Origin of the sequence: Robertmurraya mangrovi (assembly GCF_034427655.1) — a bacterium.
Taxonomy (GTDB): domain Bacteria; phylum Bacillota; class Bacilli; order Bacillales; family Cytobacillaceae; genus Robertmurraya_A; species Robertmurraya_A mangrovi.
Genome location: NZ_JAXOFX010000004.1, coordinates 201,674 through 221,756 on the forward strand (window position 1 = coordinate 201,674; position 20,083 = coordinate 221,756).

23 protein-coding genes are annotated in these 20,083 nt (G+C 37.5%); 19 read left to right on the forward strand and 4 right to left on the reverse strand.

What is annotated here, in order from left to right; translation table 11 throughout:
- Positions 1-22: 22 nt before the first annotated feature.
- A complete protein-coding gene (gene spoIID, locus SM124_RS08720) occupies positions 23-1,051 on the forward strand; it encodes a stage II sporulation protein D (RefSeq protein ID WP_322446124.1) in 1,029 nt (342 codons plus the stop codon).
- A gap of 194 nt (positions 1,052-1,245) precedes the next feature.
- Here spoIID and SM124_RS08725 read toward each other — a convergent pair whose 3' ends face one another.
- On the reverse strand, positions 1,246-1,668 hold the full coding sequence (locus SM124_RS08725; protein ID WP_322446125.1) for a VanZ family protein: 423 nt from the start codon (positions 1,666-1,668) through the stop codon (positions 1,246-1,248).
- Positions 1,669-1,789: 121 nt separating this feature from the next.
- Between SM124_RS08725 and spoIIQ the strand changes: the two genes are divergently transcribed.
- The 8 genes from spoIIQ (at position 1,790) to SM124_RS08765 (ending at position 10,739) form a co-directional block, all read left to right on the forward strand.
- Entirely contained in the window at positions 1,790-2,704 is a 915-nt protein-coding gene (gene spoIIQ, locus SM124_RS08730) for a stage II sporulation protein SpoIIQ (protein ID WP_322446126.1), read from the forward strand.
- Positions 2,705-2,994: 290 nt separating this feature from the next.
- A complete protein-coding gene (ggt, locus tag SM124_RS08735) occupies positions 2,995-4,566 on the forward strand; it encodes a gamma-glutamyltransferase (RefSeq protein WP_322446298.1) in 1,572 nt (523 codons plus the stop codon).
- A gap of 52 nt (positions 4,567-4,618) precedes the next feature.
- Positions 4,619-5,224, forward strand: coding sequence for a pyroglutamyl-peptidase I (locus SM124_RS08740; RefSeq protein ID WP_322446127.1), 606 nt, complete (start codon positions 4,619-4,621; stop codon positions 5,222-5,224).
- Between the two features lie 581 nt (positions 5,225-5,805).
- Positions 5,806-5,985 (forward strand): hypothetical protein, encoded by a 180-nt coding sequence (locus SM124_RS08745; protein ID WP_322446128.1) that lies wholly within the window; start codon positions 5,806-5,808, stop codon positions 5,983-5,985.
- A 179-nt stretch (positions 5,986-6,164) separates the two neighbouring features.
- Positions 6,165-6,467 (forward strand): DUF4212 domain-containing protein, encoded by a 303-nt coding sequence (locus SM124_RS08750; protein WP_322446129.1) that lies wholly within the window; start codon positions 6,165-6,167, stop codon positions 6,465-6,467.
- 38 nt (positions 6,468-6,505) lie between these two features.
- The gene (locus tag SM124_RS08755) at positions 6,506-8,170 is read left to right on the forward strand and encodes a sodium:solute symporter family protein (RefSeq protein WP_322446130.1); all 1,665 of its coding nucleotides are present in this window, start codon (positions 6,506-6,508) and stop codon (positions 8,168-8,170) included.
- Positions 8,151-10,061, forward strand: a complete 1,911-nt coding sequence (locus SM124_RS08760; RefSeq protein WP_322446131.1) for a DUF294 nucleotidyltransferase-like domain-containing protein — start codon at positions 8,151-8,153, stop codon at positions 10,059-10,061. Before SM124_RS08755 ends, SM124_RS08760 begins: the two co-directional genes overlap by 20 nt.
- 12 nt (positions 10,062-10,073) lie before the next feature.
- Entirely contained in the window at positions 10,074-10,739 is a 666-nt protein-coding gene (locus SM124_RS08765) for a 3'-5' exonuclease (RefSeq protein ID WP_322446132.1), read from the forward strand.
- Between the two features lie 85 nt (positions 10,740-10,824).
- Here SM124_RS08765 and SM124_RS08770 read toward each other — a convergent pair whose 3' ends face one another.
- Positions 10,825-11,679, reverse strand: a complete 855-nt coding sequence (locus SM124_RS08770) for a LysM peptidoglycan-binding domain-containing protein (RefSeq protein ID WP_322446133.1) — start codon at positions 11,677-11,679, stop codon at positions 10,825-10,827.
- A gap of 675 nt (positions 11,680-12,354) precedes the next feature.
- Here SM124_RS08770 and spoIIID point away from each other — a divergent pair.
- The 7 genes from spoIIID (at position 12,355) to SM124_RS08805 (ending at position 17,570) form a co-directional block, all read left to right on the forward strand.
- Positions 12,355-12,627, forward strand: coding sequence for a sporulation transcriptional regulator SpoIIID (gene spoIIID / locus SM124_RS08775; protein WP_322446134.1), 273 nt, complete (start codon positions 12,355-12,357; stop codon positions 12,625-12,627).
- Between the two features lie 573 nt (positions 12,628-13,200).
- Positions 13,201-14,202 carry a rod shape-determining protein gene (locus tag SM124_RS08780; protein WP_322446135.1) on the forward strand — a complete coding sequence of 334 codons (1,002 nt, stop codon included), beginning with the start codon at positions 13,201-13,203 and terminating at the stop codon, positions 14,200-14,202.
- Between the two features lie 301 nt (positions 14,203-14,503).
- A complete protein-coding gene (locus SM124_RS08785; RefSeq protein WP_322446136.1) occupies positions 14,504-15,340 on the forward strand; it encodes a flagellar hook-basal body protein in 837 nt (278 codons plus the stop codon).
- Positions 15,341-15,374: 34 nt separating this feature from the next.
- Positions 15,375-16,217 carry a flagellar hook-basal body protein gene (locus tag SM124_RS08790; RefSeq protein ID WP_322446137.1) on the forward strand — a complete coding sequence of 281 codons (843 nt, stop codon included), beginning with the start codon at positions 15,375-15,377 and terminating at the stop codon, positions 16,215-16,217.
- A gap of 13 nt (positions 16,218-16,230) precedes the next feature.
- The gene (locus tag SM124_RS08795) at positions 16,231-16,518 is read left to right on the forward strand and encodes a DNA-directed RNA polymerase subunit beta (protein ID WP_322446138.1); all 288 of its coding nucleotides are present in this window, start codon (positions 16,231-16,233) and stop codon (positions 16,516-16,518) included.
- 117 nt (positions 16,519-16,635) lie between these two features.
- A complete protein-coding gene (gene fabZ / locus SM124_RS08800; RefSeq protein WP_322446139.1) occupies positions 16,636-17,067 on the forward strand; it encodes a 3-hydroxyacyl-ACP dehydratase FabZ in 432 nt (143 codons plus the stop codon).
- Between the two features lie 230 nt (positions 17,068-17,297).
- Positions 17,298-17,570 carry a hypothetical protein gene (locus tag SM124_RS08805; RefSeq protein WP_322446140.1) on the forward strand — a complete coding sequence of 91 codons (273 nt, stop codon included), beginning with the start codon at positions 17,298-17,300 and terminating at the stop codon, positions 17,568-17,570.
- 83 nt (positions 17,571-17,653) lie between these two features.
- On the opposite strand, the gene SM124_RS08810 is transcribed toward SM124_RS08805, so the two are convergent.
- Positions 17,654-18,079 (reverse strand): YwpF-like family protein, encoded by a 426-nt coding sequence (locus tag SM124_RS08810; RefSeq protein WP_322446141.1) that lies wholly within the window; start codon positions 18,077-18,079, stop codon positions 17,654-17,656.
- A gap of 289 nt (positions 18,080-18,368) precedes the next feature.
- On the opposite strand from SM124_RS08810, the gene ssb reads away from it, so the two are divergent.
- Both ssb and SM124_RS08820 read left to right on the forward strand, forming a co-directional pair.
- Positions 18,369-18,734 (forward strand): single-stranded DNA-binding protein, encoded by a 366-nt coding sequence (ssb, locus tag SM124_RS08815; RefSeq protein ID WP_322446299.1) that lies wholly within the window; start codon positions 18,369-18,371, stop codon positions 18,732-18,734.
- Positions 18,731-18,943, forward strand: coding sequence for a hypothetical protein (locus SM124_RS08820; RefSeq protein WP_322446142.1), 213 nt, complete (start codon positions 18,731-18,733; stop codon positions 18,941-18,943). Before ssb ends, SM124_RS08820 begins: the two co-directional genes overlap by 4 nt.
- A 118-nt stretch (positions 18,944-19,061) precedes the next feature.
- Here SM124_RS08820 and SM124_RS08825 read toward each other — a convergent pair whose 3' ends face one another.
- Complete coding sequence (locus SM124_RS08825; protein WP_322446143.1) at positions 19,062-19,457, reverse strand: helix-turn-helix domain-containing protein; 396 nt, start codon at positions 19,455-19,457, stop codon at positions 19,062-19,064.
- A 185-nt stretch (positions 19,458-19,642) separates the two neighbouring features.
- On the opposite strand from SM124_RS08825, the gene SM124_RS08830 reads away from it, so the two are divergent.
- Positions 19,643-20,071, forward strand: coding sequence for a hypothetical protein (locus tag SM124_RS08830; RefSeq protein WP_322446144.1), 429 nt, complete (start codon positions 19,643-19,645; stop codon positions 20,069-20,071).
- Positions 20,072-20,083 lie beyond the last annotated feature (12 nt).

The following is a 20,083-nucleotide window of genomic DNA, read 5'->3' on the forward strand; positions in this document are numbered from 1 at the left end:
TCTCATATGGAGGCTTTGTAACATGATGAAAATGAAACCAATCGTCGTAATCGCCGCAGTATTATTTGTCGTCACTCTCATGATTCCTACTCTTCTTGTCCTCCCGTTTTCTGAAGAAAAGGCCAGTGGAAAACTTGGTGAACAACTAACCAAAAAAGCGGAGGAAGTAGAAGTGAAAGAAACATTGGAACCCGCAGTAGAAGTTGCAGTATATCGAACGGCTGCTAAACAACTTGAAAAGCCCTCACTTGAAGAATATATTGTTGGAGTAGTTGCCTCTGAAATGCCGGCTGACTTTGAGCATGAGGCTCTAAAGGCACAGGCGTTAACGGCAAGAACCTATATCGTCAAACAAATGATGAGTGAAGAAAAAGTGGGCGTTCCAAAAGGGGCAATCGTCACGGACACCGTACAGCATCAAGTATATAAAAGTGAAGCAGAACTGAAAAAGCAATGGGGCAAGGACTATAAATGGAAAATAAAAAAGGTTAGGGAAGCAGTAAATGCGACTGCTGGTCAAATTTTAACCTATGATGGGCAACCTATCTCAGCAACCTTCTTTTCAACGAGTAACGGTTATACAGAAGATTCAGGTGCGATTTGGCCAAATAAGCTGCCATACCTAAAGAGTGTAGAAAGTCCATGGGATCTTAACTCTCCGAAGTTTAAAGGTCAAAATATATTCTCCATTTCTGAATTTCAATCCAAACTAGGGGTCACTCTACCGAACGACCAAACCATAGGCAAGGTTATTGAAAGAACAGAAGGAAATCGAGTAGCAAAAGTCGATATAAATGGAAAAGTACTAACAGGAAAAGAGATAAGAGAAGCATTAGGGTTAAAATCAACAGATTTCACCTGGGAAAAAAGAGGAGACAAAATCGTCATTTCCACGAAAGGTTTTGGCCATGGAGTGGGTATGAGTCAATACGGTGCAAACGGTATGGCTGCAGAAGGGAAAACCTATAAAGATATTGTAGAGTATTATTACAAAGGAACAAAGGTTGCTGAGGCATCCAAATATTTAAATAAAGTCATGGCAAAAAAATAAGAAAAGCTGTCGATACGTTTCGACAGCTTTTTTAAAGTTTAAGAAAGTATAAGCTTTTTGAAGTTAGACAACTGTCCAGCTCCAGCGCCTAGCCCTTCGAGTCAAATGTTCTTCCATCCTAAAAGTCAAAAATCAGACTTTTAGGATGGAAGAACATTTGCTTGTCAGGGCTGACCAAGGCGCTTGCGCTTTTCTTATTTAGGAATTTTATTAAGTAGGGATACGAGCTTTTGAGATTTTCCCTCAAAATATCCCTTTTGTATGAACCAATAGGAAATCAAAACACCGAGAGCATCCTTAAAGACATCAATGAAAGTAGCGGATCGATAGGGTACAAAGGATTGGTGAATCTCATCTACCACTCCATACAAGGCTGCAATAACAGCACATACGAGGCTGATTTCTGCATTAAAGGTATTAGTAGTAAGGGCCGCCAAAATTAACAAAAGATATAGAATGGCAAATTCAACTAGGTGCATGGACTCTTTAAAAAACCGATCAATCGTTGAATCAGGTAGCTCTACAACGGCATTATGAGGCAAGCCTGATAGGACCCAGATAACGATCATATAAGCGATAGGTAGTAGTCTCAATGTCCATTTAAAAATAATTTTCATAAAAATTTTCCTTTCCATGCATAATTAAATCATGTTTGTCGAAAAATAAACCAAAAAAATTTTTTCAAGAATGTATATATTTTTCATTACCTGTTCAGACTGATTGCTGAGGTGATGATAAATGAGAGAGGAAGAGAAACGATCTTCTCAAGATTCTAACTTGAAGAAAATGATGAAAAAGAAATGGGCATTTCCAGCAATTTATATTGCGAGTGCTGCCATCATTCTAACCGCGGTTCTATGGTACCAAAACGGCAACAATGCAACGGATTCTGAACAATTTGATTACGAAGCAACTGATTTAACAGGTAAAAAACATAACGAGCCTGCAGTTGAAGTAAACCGTTCATTAGAAAACTTTGCAATGCCAGTTGTTAATCCTGATGCAGTTGTGATTCAAAAACAATTCTATGATAACAACAGCACAAAGGAACAACAAGAAGCAGCTTTAGTGTTCTATAATAACACATACCACCCGAACACAGGTATTGACATTGCTATGAAAAATGGTGAGTCATTCGAAGTAGTTTCGGCACTAAGTGGTACAGTAACAAAAGTTTTAGAAGATTCCTTATTAGGGAATGTCATTGAAGTTGAACATGACAAAGGAATTGTAACACAATACCAATCAGTAAAAGACATCGGAGTTAAAGTAGGAGACCAAGTAAAACAAGGACAAACTCTTGCTAACGCTGGTCAAAGCCTATATAACGAAGAAGCTGGTGTTCACGTTCATTTCGAAATCCGTAAAGATGGACTTGCTGTTAATCCTTTAGACTATTTTGCTAAACCTTTAAGTGCACTTCAAGAAGTAAACTTAAATGATGCAGCAGATAGCGGAAAAGATGATAACACAGAAGGAACAGAAACCGATGCAACGAATGGTGAAGCTGACCCTGAAACAGACAACAACAAAGAAGACGGAGCTAACTCCGACTTAGAAGATAAAGAAGCTGGAGACAAAGAGTCTGAAGATAAAAATGGTGAATCTGACAGCGAAGAAGGCGCAGAATCAACTGACTCTTCAGATGCATAGAATGTAACGGAAAACCCGCCATGTGCGGGTTTTTTTGTGTTTTGGCGAAAATTGCACCAACATCAAGATAAACTTTTTTAAAAAAATTAAATATTATGAAAAGATTACAGGTGCCTGTCACCCCTATTTTTTGATATAATATTTCGAAAGACGAAGTTTCAATATTTAGAGTATTATAAACATGAGTTAAACAACTATATTACAAATACATTGCAGGTGCCTGTCACCTGTCATTTTAGGGGGAAAAACTTTTGAACAACTATCTTACATATCCTTATGCGTCACAACGTATGGCTACAGTTGCAAAAAATGGAATGGTGGCAACTTCACAGCCACTTGCTGCACAGGCTGGTTTAGACATCATGAAAAAGGGTGGAAATGCCATTGATGCGGCGATTGCAACAGCAGCTTGTTTAACCGTTGTTGAGCCGACTTCTAACGGTATTGGTGGAGATGCGTTTGCCCTAGTATGGGTAAAAGACAAGCTTTACGGTTTAAACGGTAGTGGGCCAGCTCCAAAAAGTATTTCAATTGAAAAATTAAAGGAACAGGGTCATGAAAAAATGCCAACACACGGCTGGATTCCTGTAACCGTTCCTGGAGCGCCATCTGCATGGGCAGAGCTTTCAAAAAGATTTGGCCGACTTCCATTAACGGAAGTTCTTCAGCCAGCTATTGATTATGCAAGAAACGGTTATCCAGTATCACCAATCCTAGGGAAATATTGGGCTGGAGCACACAAAATTTATACTAAACGTTTTGGTGATCAAGAAGAGTATAAAGAGTGGTTCCGCGTCTTTGCACCGAATGGAAAAGCTCCTGAAATTGGCGAGATGTGGTCTTCAGAGGATCATGCGAATACTCTACAGGAAATTGCTGAAACAAACGCTGAGAGCTTTTACAGAGGCCGCCTAGCAGACCAAATTCATGAAGCGTCCGAGCAAGCTGGTGGTTACTTAACAAAAGAGGATTTAAGTAGCTATCATGCGGAATGGGTTGATCCAATTTCCGTTAACTATAAAGGTTATGACGTTTGGGAGATTCCTCCGAACGGTCAAGGAATCGTAGCGTTAATGGCGTTAAATATTCTAAAAGGTTATGAATTTAAGCACCGTGAGGATTTAGAAGGTTTGCACCTACAACTAGAGGCAATGAAACAAGCATTCACAGACGGAAAAACATATGTAACGGATCCTAAAACAATGAATGCTAAAGTGGCGGATTTACTATCAGAGTCATTTGCTGAAAGTGCTCGCAGTAAAATCACAGACCAAGCTAGAACCCCTGAACCTGGTAGCCTTCCAAAAGGAGGTACCGTTTACCTTGCGACAGCTGACGGGGAAGGAAACATGGTATCCTTCATCCAAAGTAACTACATGGGATTCGGCTCTGGAATTGTTGTTCCTAACACGGGAATTGGCCTTCAAAACCGTGGACATGACTTCTCATTAGACCCGGAACATGAAAATGCATTAGCACCTGGAAAGAAAACATATCATACAATCATTCCTGGCTTCTTAACGAAAGACAATGAGGCAGTAGGACCATTTGGTGTAATGGGAGGATACATGCAGCCACAAGGCCATGTTCAAGTCGCTATGAACATGATTGACTTTAACCTAAACCCACAAGCAGCTCTTGATGCTCCTCGTTGGCAGTGGACAGAAGGAAACAAAATTGAAGTGGAACACGATTTCCCTAATCATCTAGTTCAGCAACTAGCTGCAAAAGGTCATGAAATGAAGGTCGCTCACGATACGGGTGGTTTTGGTAGAGGACAAATCATTGTTAGAAATCCTAAAACAGGCGTGCTAACAGGTGGAACAGAGAAACGTACAGACGGAAGTATTGCAAGCTGGTAATAAATAATCGGGGGCTCTAGATTGTTTAGGGTCCCTATTGAAGGAGTTTACTATGAAAAAACTATTATTAACAGGATTTGAACCATTTTTGGATCATCCTATCAATCCTACTGAAAAGATTGTTCAGAGCCTAGAAGGTAAAACGATAGGAAGCTATGAAATTACCGCTGTACTATTACCAGTAGACTTTGAAAAGGGCCCTGCCAAGATCTTAGAAGCTTTAAGAGAACATCAACCAGATGCTGTTATTTCTCTTGGATTAGCGGCAGGTAGATCAGCGATTACTCCTGAACGAATTGCAATTAACTGTCGTGATGGAGAGCCTGATAATAGTGGTGTCGTGTTAGAGGATGCACCAGTAAGCGTTGAAGGAGCAGACGGTTATTTTTCCACTTTACCAATACGTAAATTTGTAAATCTACTAAAAGAGAACGGATATCCTGCAGAAATATCCAACTCAGCGGGGACCTATTTATGTAACAACGTGATGTATACAATCCTTCATGAGCTACAAAAAGAAAATAAACAGATACCAGCAGGATTTGTCCACATTCCTGCATCTCATGAGCTGGTTGTTCAAGGGAAAAGAAACATGCCAAGCTGGTCTCAAGCTGACTTAGTAAGAGCGGTTGAAATCATGATTGAGGGACTAGAATAACGAAGAGCTGAGTTTTCAGCTCTTTTTTTGACTTGATAAAAATGCATAAGTTGTACAAATTTTGCGGTTCGCGGATAAATTTAGTTGAACCCGGGATAAATGTTAATTTTCGCGGATATATGGAAAAAAGCGCGGATATATTAAAAATTTCGCGGATATATAGAAATAAACGCGGATAAATAGTTTTTATAAATGATTTTTCGGCTTTAAGAATCAATTAAATGAGTTCTAGGTAATCGAGATTTATTAAAGGTTGTATATTAATACTAGGATAGTGTTATCTGATAAAGTAATGAAGTCTATTGATGAAAAATAAAAAATAATATCGTCAATTTTCTCTCCTCAAGTAGGTTGTAAATCCCTTATAAGTCTCTACTCTCAATCCAGCAAAACAACGTTCGACAAATCCTCCCGGAAAAATTTTACTTGTCTTACTTGACCTATGGACAGTTTATGTAGATAATAATATTACAAATTTTCATAAAATTTAGTTAATATTATCTTTAATTAAAAGTATACTAATTCAAAGAACATATCTATTAAATTGTTAACGCTTACAAATTAAAGGGGGATTCTTATAAGTGACATTAGCTCTATTTCTTCTCATCACTGCTGTCTGTTTAATCCTTGCCATCCGAAAGAAAAAAACCTTCTTCTTAGTCGTTCCATTCCTATCCATTTTTCTCTACTTCATCGTTCAAATCATCTTAGTACCATTACCTTTCTTTGAAACCATTAAATTCATCTTCAGCCTATCTTAAACGCCCAGAGCACTCTCTAAATTTTAAAAATACCTTTGTATCCTTTTTTCTAGGTTACAAAGTATTTATAAACTTCAATTTCTTGTTTCTATCAGCCGGTGCAAAAAAGTAAAAAGGAGTGATTGAAACTTTTTTCTGTCTAAATCCATTGATTAATACATTCTACGGGGGTGGAAGATTTGAAGAAAATTGATAAGGCAGTGGCAGATCAGTATTTTCGTGAACGAACTCGTAATATGATTATTTATTTTATTATTTGGTTTATTGTTTCATTTGGCTGTGTCATGTTAGCGAAGCCATTAAGTGAGTTTTCGATTAACGGATTCCCGCTTCATTATTTCATGGGGGCACAAGGAGCCGTTTTAACCTTTATTATCTTGCTATTTGTTAATGCAAAACTGAGTGACAACATTGATAAAAAATATGGAATTGATGAAAGTAAAAATGAACAAATCAGCTCTGGGAAAGTGTTAGATCACTAATTGTTAGCAAATATTAAAGAGAATTTGGGGGGATGGCATTGGATACACAGTTTCTGACATCATTATCTATTATTCTAGCGACATTTGCGTTATATATAGGAATTGCGATTTACAATAAGGCGAAAGCAACTTCGGACTTTTACGTAGCCGGTCGAGGGGTACCACCGATATTCAACGGTATGGCGATTGGTGCAGACTGGATGAGCGCGGCCTCCTTTATTGGGATGGCAGGAACGATCATGCTACTCGGATATGATGGCCTAGCCTATATTATGGGTTGGACAGGTGGATATCTACTACTAACATTCCTACTAGCACCGCAATTACGTAAATACGGTCGTTATACGGTTCCGGAGTTTATTGGAGACCGTTTTGATAGCCATACAGCTCGTGTTATCGCAGCAATTTGTACGATTATTATCAGCTTTACATACTCCATAGGCCAGTTATCAGGTTCAGGGGTAGTTATCGGACGTTTATTTGAAATTGATGCGAAGCTTGGAACGATGATCGGGGTAGTATTAATCGCTTTCTATGCCGCTTTCGGGGGAATGAAGGGGATTACATGGACTCAAGTAGCTCAGTATATCATCTTAATTATTGCATACTTAATTCCGGTTATATTTATGAGTTTACAGATTACTGGGAACCCACTTCCATGGCTTTCATACGGAGAGCTAGTTGGAAAAATGGGTGAGCTAGACCGTGAACTAGGAATCTCTGAATATTTTGCTCCATTCACAAACGGAACGAAATGGCAGTTCCTTGCGTTAATGTTTACGTTAATGTGTGGTACAGCAGGTCTTCCACACGTAATCGTGCGTTTCTATACAGTTTCAACGATGAAGGCAGCTCGTTGGTCTGGAGCTTGGGCGCTATTATTTATTGGTTTACTATATCTATCTGCACCAGCTTATGCTGCTTTCTCTCGTTTCATCTTAATGACGAAAGTAGCTGGAAGTAAAATTAGTGAACTTCCTGCATGGACAAAAACATGGGTGGACACAGGTAAGCTTCAAGTTGCTGATACAAATGGCGATGGAATTCTTCAATGGAAAGAGTTAATCATCTCTAATGACATTGTTGTTATGGCAACACCCGAAATTGCTAACTTAGGGGTATTTGTTATTGGTTTAGTTGCAGCAGGTGCAATGGCTGCGGCATTATCAACAGCAGGCGGACTAATGATTTCCATTTCTTCCTCTTTTGCTCACGATATTTATTATCGTGTACTAAGACCAAGCTCAACGGAGAAAAATCGTTTATCTGTTGCACGTTGGTCCATTGTAATTGCGACATTATTAGCAGGTATTATCGCATTAAATCCTCCTGGTGCGATTACACAAATTGTAGCCTGGGCATTTGCTCTCGCAACAGGAACATTCTTCCCTGCACTTGTTCTTGGGGTTTGGTGGAAACGTTCTAACTCTAAAGGAGTTATTGCCGGATTACTAACAGGATTAACGGTAACATTAGCCTATATTTTTGCAGCAAAGTATGGTGGATTCACGATTCTAGGAATTATTGATACTGGAGCAGGCGTATTCGGTGCTGCAGCAGCATTTTTAGCCAACATTGTTGTTTCATTAAGTACAGCAGCTCCTTCACAAAAAATCCAAGAAGAAGTAATGGATTTACGTTACCCAGAACAAATGGTGTACAAAGACGGTGAGGTTTGGCTAAATGATGGATCAAAAATGTAATCAAGAAACGTTTGAGGCAGTAAAGCTTCACCCCTTTTTTCAAGGGGTGGAGCTTCATACTGCTCAATCTTTATTAGATTTATGTGAAGTTCGCTCGTTTAATAAAACAGAATTAGTGTTGAAAAAGGATGAACCTAGGGCGGGTCTCCATTTAATGCTAGAGGGAATTTCTGAGGTATTTGTACGTAATGAATTTAATGACCGTGAAGAGGTATTAGAAATTATCCAAAAAGGTGAAATGATCGGGCTTTCTAGCTTAGCTGATTTCCTCGGAGTCTCTAAATCTTTAAAACAAGAGGTTATGGTAGAAGTTAGAGCAGTGGACAAGGTTAAGGCTCTATTTATCCCATTTGAGGTGATTACAAGGCGATGGGAGGACCCTAATGTTCATGACTATTTGTTAACGCAAATATCCATCCGCCTAAAAGATGTTTACGGTTCCTTAGCGGAGCAAGTGAAACTGGCCAGAGATTATGGTGAGAATGAAGCGTTCATGCTAAGAGTTCAAGATGTTATGACAGACAAAATTATTGCTGTATCACCAGACGAAACGATTCAAGAGACAGCAATAAAAATGACCCAGTCTAGAACGAGCTCTGTACTAGTGATTGAAGAAGGAAATTTAAAAGGAATCATTACGGAGCGGGACATGGTTGCAAGAGTAGTAGCAAAGGGAATCTCAATGTCTACAAAAGTAAACGAAATAATGACTTCTCAACCGGTAACAATCAACCGTTTTTCTTACTACTACGATGCCATTTCTTTAACTCTTTTAAAAGGAATTAAACATCTACCAGTTGTAGAAGAGTCAAAAGTCATTGGAATTGTCACACTTTCTGATTTGTTACGCAAAAAGAATGAGAACGTCATGAAGACCATCCAAAAAATTGAACAAGCAGATGAAGAGTCTTTACCAAATGTAAAGAAAGCTATTTACGAAGTTTTTGATACATTAATAAGGGATCAAGTGCCGATTTTAAAGACATTGGATATGGTCACTAAACTTTATGATCGTCTTGTGATCCGAGCAATCGAGTTATCTGAAGAGTCACTAAGGCAAAGAGGATTAGAACCACCGGTAACCTATTCATTTTACCAAATGGGAAGTGGTGGTCGCGCAGAACAATTCATGCTCACAGATCAAGACCATTTCCTAGTTTATGAGGAGACGACTGAAGAAGGAGAGAATTACTTTTCAGAACTAGGCAAGGAAATCACCTCCCATCTACAAAAAGCAGGCTATGCCCTTTGTAAAGGACTGATGATGTGTAGTGAGGAGGTCTGGAGAGGTTCCTTACATACTTGGGAGGAGCGGGTCCGTCATTGGATGTTACAGTCAACCAATGATAATCTTTTAAAATCCCAAAATTTCTTTTCGTACCGTTTCATTACAGGAAGCATAGACTTAAATCAAAGATTTGAAATCACTGTAACCAACCTTTTAAAACGCTCCAAAATATTTTTGTTTCGTTTAGCTCAAATTGAACGGGAATATCAAATACCTTCTTTGGAACAACCCATTAGATCCCTGTTTAAATTAGAAAGAAAAAGCATCGATATGAAAAAAGAAGTGTTATTTCCCTATCATCATTCCTTACAAATCTTATCTGTTCTTAACGGGAAGGTATCTGGAACCCCCCTTGAGAAAATAGATTACTTAAAATCAAAGGGAATTTTCTCAGAGACATTCACCCATGATTTGAGGGAAGCGGTAGAGCAAGTGTTGACGCTATACGTTAGACAACGTTGGAATCAAGCGAAGACAGGGAAAGAGTTAAACTCGACTGTTTCATTTACTAGATTAACGACACGTGAAAAGGAAGAATTAATACTAAGCTTAAATACGTTGAAAGAATTACAGGGTCAGGTTTTTGCCCAGTTTTCAGTTTAGAGGAGGGTGAGAATGTTTTACTTGAAGAAAAATATTCAGTGCCCTATTAGTTATAATAAAATTCCATTATCAACTCCATTAGAGGATTTGTCCTTCATAGTGTTTGATACAGAAACAACCGGATTTCAAGTTGCCACAACGGACCGTCTAATAGAAATAGGGGCTGTTCCTTTAAAGGGATTTAACGTTCAGGAAGAGAATACATTTCAGACATATGTTAACCCAAAACGACAAATTTCTCGGGAAATAACCGAACTAACGTCAATAACGAACGAAAAAGTGGTAGGAGCTCCATTATCATTTGAGGCAATCACGAGTTTTTTTGATTATATCCAATCATGGGAAACAGTGTGTTTAGTAGGTCACTATGTCAGCTTTGATACATTAGTTTTAAAAAGTGAATTAAAAAGAGAGAAATTCAACTTAAAAAATCTTTTTACCATCGACACTCTCGATTTAATAGGCTTTTTGGCACCCTCTTTTGATATGAGAGATTTGGAAAGATATGCAATGGCCTTTGGTACAAGGATTTACGATCGCCATAGTGCAAAAGGGGATGCATTAACAACAGCCTATTTATTTCAGGAATTGTTACTACAGTTCAGAGATCGGGGTTTTAAAACATTGGGAGAACTCATGAAGGCTACTGATAGCCAGGTTAGGACATTACAATTTTAAGGACTCTTTTCTAAAACTTTGTAGTTCCTTTTTAACTAGAAAATTACTTAAGGGGCTCAAAATACCAGCCCCTTTGAATAAAAAACTATTGAAGATTAATAAGTGCACCATTCTTATAAAAAATAAACACTTCTTTCCCTGATAGCTTTTGATAAGTTTCTGCTGTACCATAAGCTACTTTTAGGGTTAACAGTCCTTTCTCCGTATTAAACTCTACTGTAAATTTATCAGCAGCCCCAATGACTTTTGCCTTCGAAATTCTCATTTTATCCTTTAGCATTAACTTTTGGTCGATTAACACCATATCAGATTTCATGCCGTTCATAAGCTTAATTTTATCTACTGGAATATCAAATCTTTTAGAAATTCCCCAAAGTGTATCACCTGGTACGACTGTATAAATGGCTGTTTCTTCTCTTACTTCGGTTGAAAGAGCACTAGCCTTTTTTACCGATAACTTCTGTCCAACATAGATTATATCCGTTTTCAAACGATTATTTAGTTTTAAGTCTTGAATCTTCACCTTATGGGCTTTGGAAATTTGGAAGAGTGTATCACCTTGTTTAACTACTACATATTTATTACTTTTCTTAGATTTTGAAGTCTTCTGTTTTGTTGGTAGGCTTGCAATACTATAGTGGGTTGGCACTTCTAGGCGTTGCCCGACAAAAATCGTTTCTGATGCTAGCTTGTTCTCACTTTTTAATAGTTCGACTGTTGTATGATATTGCTTTGCAATTTTAGTTAATGTATCTCCACTTTGAACGGTGTAGAAACCACTATTAGCTTTTGCATTCATCACTCCAGATGAAAAAAATGCTGTTGTTGTAATAGCAGTTGCTAGAGTTACTCCTGCTAGTTTCTGATTTCTAGCTCTATTTGCTAGTTTCTTAGACTCTACTATTCTCTCTTTCCTCGTTCGATTAATTCTCTTTTCCATAAGCCCCACCCTATTGTTTATATTTTCATATATTTGGTTGTATATCCATAACATTCTATAATCCAGCATCATTCTACGTGATACGACAAGATGAGACAATAGGGAGAAAATCGTGAAATATAGGTGATTATAGAGCGTGTCTTTACACCTAATCTCCAATATTTAAGCGTTATTAAGAACTAATAGATTGGAAATTAACTGGAAGGTGCGGATGTTATATAGGAGAAATATATGATTATTTCAAATAAATTAAATGGTTTGATGAAATTACACTTAAATTAAGAAAATAGAAAAATAGTTCCTTTGTGCCGGTTTCTTCTTAGTAAGAAGTTAAATATTTCGGTTAAATTAGTCCAATTTTCAAAAAACTTTACTGACACCTTGTCCCTATTCAGTAATTCGTGCATATATCGTCAACCAAGCTAATAAACTGTTACAAACCTTACAAAGAGAGTGTTTGAGGTGAGGGGTCGTTTGAACATAAAAAGTAATTAGTTGGGGACATGATTATTCCTTGTAAGAACAGAAAGCCAACGTTTTCTGCCGCACATATGAAACAGTGGATCTTCTTCGGATAAAAAAATATAATGTCGTGCGGAATAGTAGTATTTCGACGAAGCGAAGAGCGAGTCTCATTTCACACTTCTCACATCCAATTTAGGGAGGGCGAGTGGTGTGCACGATTACATCAAAGAGAGAACTATCAAGATTGGAAAGTATATCGTGGAGACGAGAAAAACAGTTCGCGTAATTGCGAAGGAGTTTGGCGTATCCAAAAGTACAGTCCATAAAGATCTTACAGAGAGGCTTCCTGAAATAAACCCAGAGCTTGCAAACGAAGTAAAGGAAATTTTAGATTATCATAAATCAATCCGTCATTTACGGGGTGGAGAAGCAACAAAAATGAAGTATAAAAAAGAAGAATTAGAAGGTGAACCCGTACAATAACAAATTGATCTTCTTCATTTTTAGGGCTGTTTTCGGCTGTATATTCTTTCAAAGAACATCCATAAGCCATTATTCAACCATTGTAAGAATAAACATGATGAAAGCAGCCTGCTAAGAAAGTTGCTTAAAATCCAACATAAATGGTTATAAGAGATGTAGAACACTTAAAAGGATAGTATGTAAAAATAAATATACTTGAACTAATTATAAGAATGAAGAACTGAAATAGCCTTCCTCTAAGTTACGACCTAGAAAAAAGCAAGCATTTTTTGACAAAATGTTACTTTATAGTCGAAAATGTGATAAAATATTCAATTAGGATAGAACTAGGTTCGTAATGTTAACAGTGTTCCGTTGAAAATAAAATTGCGCTGAAACGCTAACATATTCACATGACTCTTTACTGGATCACCAAAGCATATTTTTCATTAGAGAGTTAGAACCCTGTGGATAAAAATCTTTCAAAATACATTTAAAATCTAACACATATAAAACTGATTCTGCTGCCACAAATAGGGTTTCAAAATAGGCGCTTGTATATAGTTCGGACAATGTTCAAGGAGGAAATGATTAATGTTTGCTAGGGATATTGGGATTGATTTAGGAACGGCCAACGTATTAATTCACGTTAAAGGTCGTGGCATTGTATTAAACGAGCCATCCGTTGTGGCAATTGATAAAACCAACAACCGAGTTCTGGCTGTCGGTGAGGAAGCAAGAAGAATGGTCGGACGTACTCCAGGTAATATTGTGGCGATTCGTCCATTAAAAGATGGTGTCATTGCTGACTTTGATGTAACTGAAGCAATGCTTAAACACTTTATTAATAAACTAAATGTTAAAGGGTTTTTATCAAAACCTCGTATTTTGATTTGTTGTCCAACGAATATTACAAGTGTTGAACAAAAGGCAATTAAAGAAGCTGCTGAAAAAAGTGGTGGAAAAAAGGTTTATTTAGAAGAAGAGCCAAAAGTTGCAGCTATTGGGGCTGGTATGGATATTTTCATGCCAAGCGGTAATATGGTTGTAGATATTGGGGGAGGAACGACAGATGTTGCAGTATTATCGATGGGTGACATCGTAACTTCTTCCTCCATTAAAATGGCTGGAGATAAATTTGATAACGAGATTCTTCATTACATCAAACGCCAGTACAAGCTTTTGATTGGGGAACGTACAGCGGAAAATATTAAAATGAGTATCGCTACTGTATTCCCTGGATCTCGTAGTGAAACAATGGAAATTCGTGGTCGTGACATGGTTTCTGGTCTTCCAAGAACGATTACTGTTGGCTCAGAAGAAATTGAATTAGCACTTCGTGAATCAGTAGCTGTTATCGTACAAGCTGCAAAAAGCGTGCTAGAGCGTACACCACCAGAATTATCAGCGGACATCATTGACCGCGGAGTAATCCTGACAGGTGGAGGAGCACTTCTTCACGGAATTGATATGCTTTTAGCGGAGGAATTAAAAGTTCCAGTATTAGTGGCTGAGAATCCAATGGACTGTGTAGCGATTGGAACAGGAATTATGTTAGATAATATCGATCGCTTACCGAGGAAGCGTTTAGGGTAATTTGAATAAATAGATAGATGAGATTGCGGCTTTTGAGTTTAGCTGCAATCTTTTTTTTATGGAAGTAAATTTGCTTTTCGCGGTGTACCTCGCTAACCGGGGCTAGCGCTTTTCTAATTTCCACTATTTTTTTTCATATTTTGACGTTTTTCTGCAAGTTTTTAATGTTTATTCGTCAAATTTTTTTTATAATAGTGTATAAGGCATTAAGTATGCCTAATGTTCAATTTAAAAATTATAACGTAAATCCTAGCTAAGTAGGATTAGATACATATAAAGTTTGAGACTTGAGGTGAAAGAAATGTTCAGAGGGTTTTATTCAGTTGCTTCTGGTATGATTGCTCAGCAGCGAAGAACGGAAATGCTGTCTAACAATATGGCAAATGCTAATACTCCAGGTTTTAAAGCAGATCAATCTACATTAAGGGCTTTTCCTGAGATGCTACTACAAAGAATGGATAAATTAGATATTCCGACAGAAAAAGGATTAAATTTACCTATAACTAAAACAGTAGGGGCCATCAATACGGGTGTATACATGCAGGAAGTGATTCCGAAGTTCATTCAAGGTGATATACATGAGACGAATCAAAAAACAGATATCGCTTTAATAGATATTGATATCCCAGTCAATCAGGAAACCGGTCTGAGAGGCTCTGTTTTTTACTCCGTACAAAATCCCGATGGACAAGTTCGTTATACTAGAAACGGTGATTTCACTTTAGATGGAAGTGGATTTTTAACTACTGCTAGTGGGTTGTACGTGTTAGATGAACAAGGAAATCCGATTCAGCTTTCTAGTGATCAATTCGTAGTAGATGAGTATGGGCAGATTACCGGACAAAATGGAGAAACAGCCCGTATTGGAATAGGCTATGCTGATAATCCACAACGTTTGATTAAAGAGGGAGACGGTCTATTTAGAACGGAAGATGGAGCTGAACTGGAAAATGCCTTTAATGCTCAAGGAGTTCAGTTTAAGCTTCAACAAGGTTTCTTAGAACGATCGAATGTAGATGTTAGCCGGACGATGACGGACATGCTAACCGCTTTCCGTGCGTTTGAAGCAAACCAAAAGATACTGCAAGCTTATGATAAAAGCATGGACAAGGCTGCGAACGAAATTGGACGACTATAACATGAGAAGCCTTTTAAGAGAGGGATAAACTAGTATGAATCGGATGATGATTACTTCAACGAATACTTTAACACAATTGCAAAAACAAATGGATACCATCTCAAATAATATGGCGAATGTGGGTACGACTGGTTATAAGAGACGAGAAGCCACTTTTACAGACCTATTGTACCAACAATTCAATAACCAACCTAATGAAAACAATGAAGTGAACCGTTTAACACCAAATGGGATTCGCCAAGGTGTAGGGGCTAAGCTGGGACAAGCCCAATTAGTGATGTCACAAGGAGCAATTAAAACGACAGATCGCCCACTTGATGTTGCTTTTACAAAAGAAAATCAATTATTTAAAGTGTTAGTGCAAAATGACAATGAAAATAACGTATATTATACTAGAGATGGTGCATTGTATTTATCTCCTGTTTCAGAGGATGAAGTGATGCTCGTTACTGGAGAAGGTCACCCTGTACTAGATGAGGATAATAATCCTATTACGATTACTGGAGACACGAAAGAATATAGTATTGATGCAAATGGACGACTAACGGCATCGAAGGTAGATGGTTCAACAGAAACCTTTAATTTAGGAGTTATCCAAATCAATAAGCCACAATTTTTAGAGCAAAAAGGTGGGAATCTTTTCGAATTACCTACTAACTTTGCCGAATTGGGTGTTAATGAAGAAGTTGTCTTTACAGAGCTTAATGGAGGATTGCGTAATCAAGTAGGATTGCAGCAAGGGGCTCTGGAGCAATCCAATGTAGATTTGTCTAAAGAAATGACAGAACTCATAAATGTACAAAGGTCGTATCAATTTCAATCTAGATCGGTAACATTAGCTGATCAAATGATGGGACTTGTAAACGGAATTCGTTAAAAGGGGAATAGCCATGTCTTTAAACAACAATAAAGAAGCAGCTCAAACACGTGAACAACGAAAAAAAGAGCGTAAAGAAAAAAGGGAAAAGGAAGCGACATTAAGCGATAGAAGAAAGAAAGTTCGCATTCGTCTTTTGCCTATTTGGCTTCGAGTAATCATCGTAGCAGTATTAATTGTAGCAAGTACTGCACTTGGTGCTGTTGTTGGATATAGTGTCATGGGAGATGGTACAGCAAAAGAAGTATTCAATAAGTCAACGTGGATGCATATTGTTGATTTAATTAATAAAGAGAAATAATGAGAGGTTGATCCATTTGGGTCAGCTTTTTTGTTTGTGCGGAAAATCCTTGCGTAAAACAGAGTACTTCCTATACAATAAAATAAAACCTAGTATTAGTAGGAGGTACTAATTGTTATGTTAGATATCAATGAAATTAAAAAAATCATTCCCCATCGATACCCTTTTTTACTTGTTGATCGAATTTTAGAAATCGTAGACGGAGAAAAAGCGGTTGGAATAAAAAACGTAACAGCAAATGAAGAGTTCTTTAACGGTCATTTCCCAGACTTTCCGGTTATGCCCGGAGTGTTAATTGTTGAAGCATTAGCACAAGTAGGGGCAGTAGCTATGCTAAATAAAGAGGAAAACAAAGGCCGACTAGCCTTCTTTACTGGAATTGATAACTGCCGTTTCAAACGACAAGTAAAACCTGGAGATCAATTACGTCTAGAAGTTGAAATGGTGCGAGTACGTGGTTCATTCGGAAAAGGAAAGGGAATCGCGACTGTTGACGGTGAATTGGTGTGTGAAACGGAAATTATGTTTGCCTTAGGTGAGAAGCAATAATTAAGGTGACAGGCACCTGCAATATAATTGAAATAAAACGATGTAGATAGTGAGAAGGATGAAAAAGGTTGTGGCTGTTAGACTAGCTGCAATCTTTTTTGTTTGCCTATCAACAGTAATAATAAAAATTTATTGCAAAAATATGCAAGTTTTCTCGGATGTTGGGCAACATAACAGCAGACCCCAACTCAGGTCAAATTTATAACATAGAAGGAAAGGAGCTTATACTTATGAATAAAAAGCTTTTGATGTTAATCGGAGGTTCGGTTTTATCCGCTATGCTACTTGCAGGTTGTGCAAATAACCAAGATCCACCACCAGAAGATGACATGAATGTTGAGGACCCAGCTGTTGAGGAAGATATGGGTGATGACAACAACGGAACAGATATGGGCGACGACACTAACATCGACGGAACTGGTACGGGTAATGATGGTGATGCTGGTGAAGAAGATGTTATTGGTGACGATGAAGTGAATGATGAGGAAACGGAAAACGAGTAATTTTTTCGAGTAGGGCAGGGAAACCTGTCCTATTTTTATGGAAAATAAATAACCTCCGAAAGGATCTTCGGAGGTAAGTAGTATTATTTGCTTTGAATCCTAGGTCTATTAATCATCTGCGTTTTAAATTCAGTAATTAATGTGTCTCCTGCAAACCCTTTTTGAATAAGGTCATTTAACAACAGCTCAGCGTAATCACTCTTCATCTTTTTTAATTTACCTTCTAACAAAACACTGATGTGTTTCTCAAATATGCGAACCGATTTAACTTTTGTTTTAAAAAATGCGGGATCATTCTCTTTTTTTGAAATAACAACCTGTGTGGTTAGTTCATTTGCATTACCCATTGCGTTCTGGAAAAAGTCAAAAAAAGTTTTACTAACGTAAGCTTCTATTAACCAATTACTAGTGTCATCTTCACGATTAATAATTAACCCATCGTCAAGTGGAATATCCTTTAAATGATCCTCTTCTTGAATTTGCAAAGAGACTAATTTAAACGTTTTCATCCTATACCTCCTAGCGCAATGAGTGGCTTACCGCCCTTTATTTCCTACATTATAACATACGCTTAAATGAATGCGAATTTTTCACCTCTTAGGTGTTTGTCGAAAAATATTTGCCGAGTTAAATAAGGTTATTAAACACAGTTATTTTTTTATCATAAAATTTATTTTTCCCTTAGGCTAAATTCATATTTTCCATAGGTTAAAGTGGGTGAAAATGGTTATTTCCGTATTTTACGTGAAAGGGAATACGCTTTATGATTAGGGCATCAAATCGAGAGGAGATGGAATGATGATTAATCAAGTGACACTAGTAGGGAGGCTTACTAGGGACCCTGAACTGAAGATAACGCCAGAGGGAAATTCGGTGGTGAATATCACTTTAGCCGTTAACCGACATTTTAAAAATCAACAAGGTGAATTTACCGCTGATTTTGTACAGTGTACTTTATGGAGAAAGTCAGCAGAGAATACGGCACTCTATTGTAAAAAAGGATCCTTAATCGGGATAACAGGAAGGATTCAAACGAGAAACTATGAAAATCAGGAGGGTCGAAAAACGTTTGTAACAGAGGTAGTAGCGGAATCGGTGAGATTTATTGATAAAAAGACCACACATTCAGTCGTTGCTGAAGAAAAGGAGGTATTAATGACTTGAGCAGAACGATAAATAGAGACTATCAGTTAGAAAAATTATTGGAAAGCTTAATAAAAATGGTAGGTAGGTCAAACGAAAAGGTCGACCATCTTGAAAAAAGAGTGTACCAACTGGAATTGATCCTTCGTGAATCTTTTTTTGAAACAAGAAATAAAATCTCATTTATAGCAGATCCATCTCATTCTCATAATAGAAAACAAACTTCGTAAATAAGTCCACTAAAAATAATAGTCCTCACAGTCCCCTCATTCCCCCTAGAGAGAATCAAGGTCAAGCCCCCATATCCCCACTTTACGCGACGGTCTCTCCGTCGCTATTTTGTTCGAATTATTTCTGTCTTTTAAACTCTTTCACAAAAGCTCTAATAGTAACAGCTGCTGTATTTCTCTTAGGCTGATTTAAACTATACATATCTAAGAGTGCCTCTTTTAGAGACGGCGTTTCATGGACAAGTTGGCGGATGAGTTCGAAGTCTTGATCATCTGGATTTTCCTTTAGTATGATAGGTAACCCATTCTTGTTTTGATCTAATTCTCGTAAAAGGATGTCTTTATGAACTTGGTAAACTTGCGCAAATTTAGCGATTGTATCATAACTAGGTAAAATCTCGTCATTTTCATAGCGGCTAATTGTGGAACGGTCCACAGTCATGAGACGAGCCACATATTCTTGATTCCAATTTCGTCTGACTCTTAGCTCTTTTAATGTTCTTCCGATAGACATACTAACACCACCGTTAAAATTCACTATTTTCAAACCTTCTTTAAACTTAACGGGTACTAAAGGAAATAAAATAAGATGTGCATAATAGGAACGTGTTTACGTGTGTAAAGTTAGCACGGTGGTATAGAAGGATTATGGGTCATCTATCTTGTAATTAAATGTAAAAAAAAGAGGAGATGATGTCGATGAATCGGTGTAATAAGAATTGGAGACTATTTTTTATTGGTGATTTTAGCTTAAGGAATACAATGAATATTTCACGACGGCCAAGCTTTTATGATGCTCTTCAAATTATTAAAGAAGATAGCCCGATTGAAGAGTACAAAAACATTCTCCTTCGTCCATTCACTTCTTTGTCTATCGTATCTTTGGAAGACAAGCAAATCATACAGCTACATGCGGAAGTTAACTCTCAAGATTTTTCCATCCTTTTCAATGAAAATTCCCCTAAGATTCTTGATCCATATAAGCTTTTCTCAAATTTTATGTTTAAGCTAGAAGATAAAAAATCCTTATTATTAATCGAAATCCCGGATAGAGATAAAGTGAAAAGTCATCAGGTTGAACCTTTAAAAATGCCGGGTATTGCTCAAAAAATAAAAGCCAGCCAATAAAGGCTGACTTTA

Bases quoted from the DNA above. Each gene is read 5' to 3' on its own strand.
- spoIID (WP_322446124.1), top strand. From the start codon at position 23: ATGATGAAAATGAAACCAATCGTCGTAATCGCCGCAGTATTATTTGTC.
- SM124_RS08725 (WP_322446125.1), bottom strand. From the start codon at position 1,668: ATGAAAATTATTTTTAAATGGACATTGAGACTACTACCTATCGCTTAT.
- spoIIQ (WP_322446126.1), top strand. From the start codon at position 1,790: ATGAGAGAGGAAGAGAAACGATCTTCTCAAGATTCTAACTTGAAGAAA.
- ggt (WP_322446298.1), top strand. From the start codon at position 2,995: ATGGCTACAGTTGCAAAAAATGGAATGGTGGCAACTTCACAGCCACTT.
- SM124_RS08740 (WP_322446127.1), top strand. From the start codon at position 4,619: ATGAAAAAACTATTATTAACAGGATTTGAACCATTTTTGGATCATCCT.
- SM124_RS08760 (WP_322446131.1), top strand. From the start codon at position 8,151: ATGATGGATCAAAAATGTAATCAAGAAACGTTTGAGGCAGTAAAGCTT.
- SM124_RS08765 (WP_322446132.1), top strand. From the start codon at position 10,074: ATGTTTTACTTGAAGAAAAATATTCAGTGCCCTATTAGTTATAATAAA.
- SM124_RS08770 (WP_322446133.1), bottom strand. From the start codon at position 11,679: ATGGAAAAGAGAATTAATCGAACGAGGAAAGAGAGAATAGTAGAGTCT.
- SM124_RS08780 (WP_322446135.1), top strand. From the start codon at position 13,201: ATGTTTGCTAGGGATATTGGGATTGATTTAGGAACGGCCAACGTATTA.
- SM124_RS08785 (WP_322446136.1), top strand. From the start codon at position 14,504: ATGTTCAGAGGGTTTTATTCAGTTGCTTCTGGTATGATTGCTCAGCAG.
- SM124_RS08790 (WP_322446137.1), top strand. From the start codon at position 15,375: ATGAATCGGATGATGATTACTTCAACGAATACTTTAACACAATTGCAA.
- SM124_RS08795 (WP_322446138.1), top strand. From the start codon at position 16,231: ATGTCTTTAAACAACAATAAAGAAGCAGCTCAAACACGTGAACAACGA.
- fabZ (WP_322446139.1), top strand. From the start codon at position 16,636: ATGTTAGATATCAATGAAATTAAAAAAATCATTCCCCATCGATACCCT.
- SM124_RS08805 (WP_322446140.1), top strand. From the start codon at position 17,298: ATGAATAAAAAGCTTTTGATGTTAATCGGAGGTTCGGTTTTATCCGCT.
- SM124_RS08810 (WP_322446141.1), bottom strand. From the start codon at position 18,079: ATGAAAACGTTTAAATTAGTCTCTTTGCAAATTCAAGAAGAGGATCAT.
- ssb (WP_322446299.1), top strand. From the start codon at position 18,369: ATGATTAATCAAGTGACACTAGTAGGGAGGCTTACTAGGGACCCTGAA.
- SM124_RS08825 (WP_322446143.1), bottom strand. From the start codon at position 19,457: ATGTCTATCGGAAGAACATTAAAAGAGCTAAGAGTCAGACGAAATTGG.
- SM124_RS08830 (WP_322446144.1), top strand. From the start codon at position 19,643: ATGAATCGGTGTAATAAGAATTGGAGACTATTTTTTATTGGTGATTTT.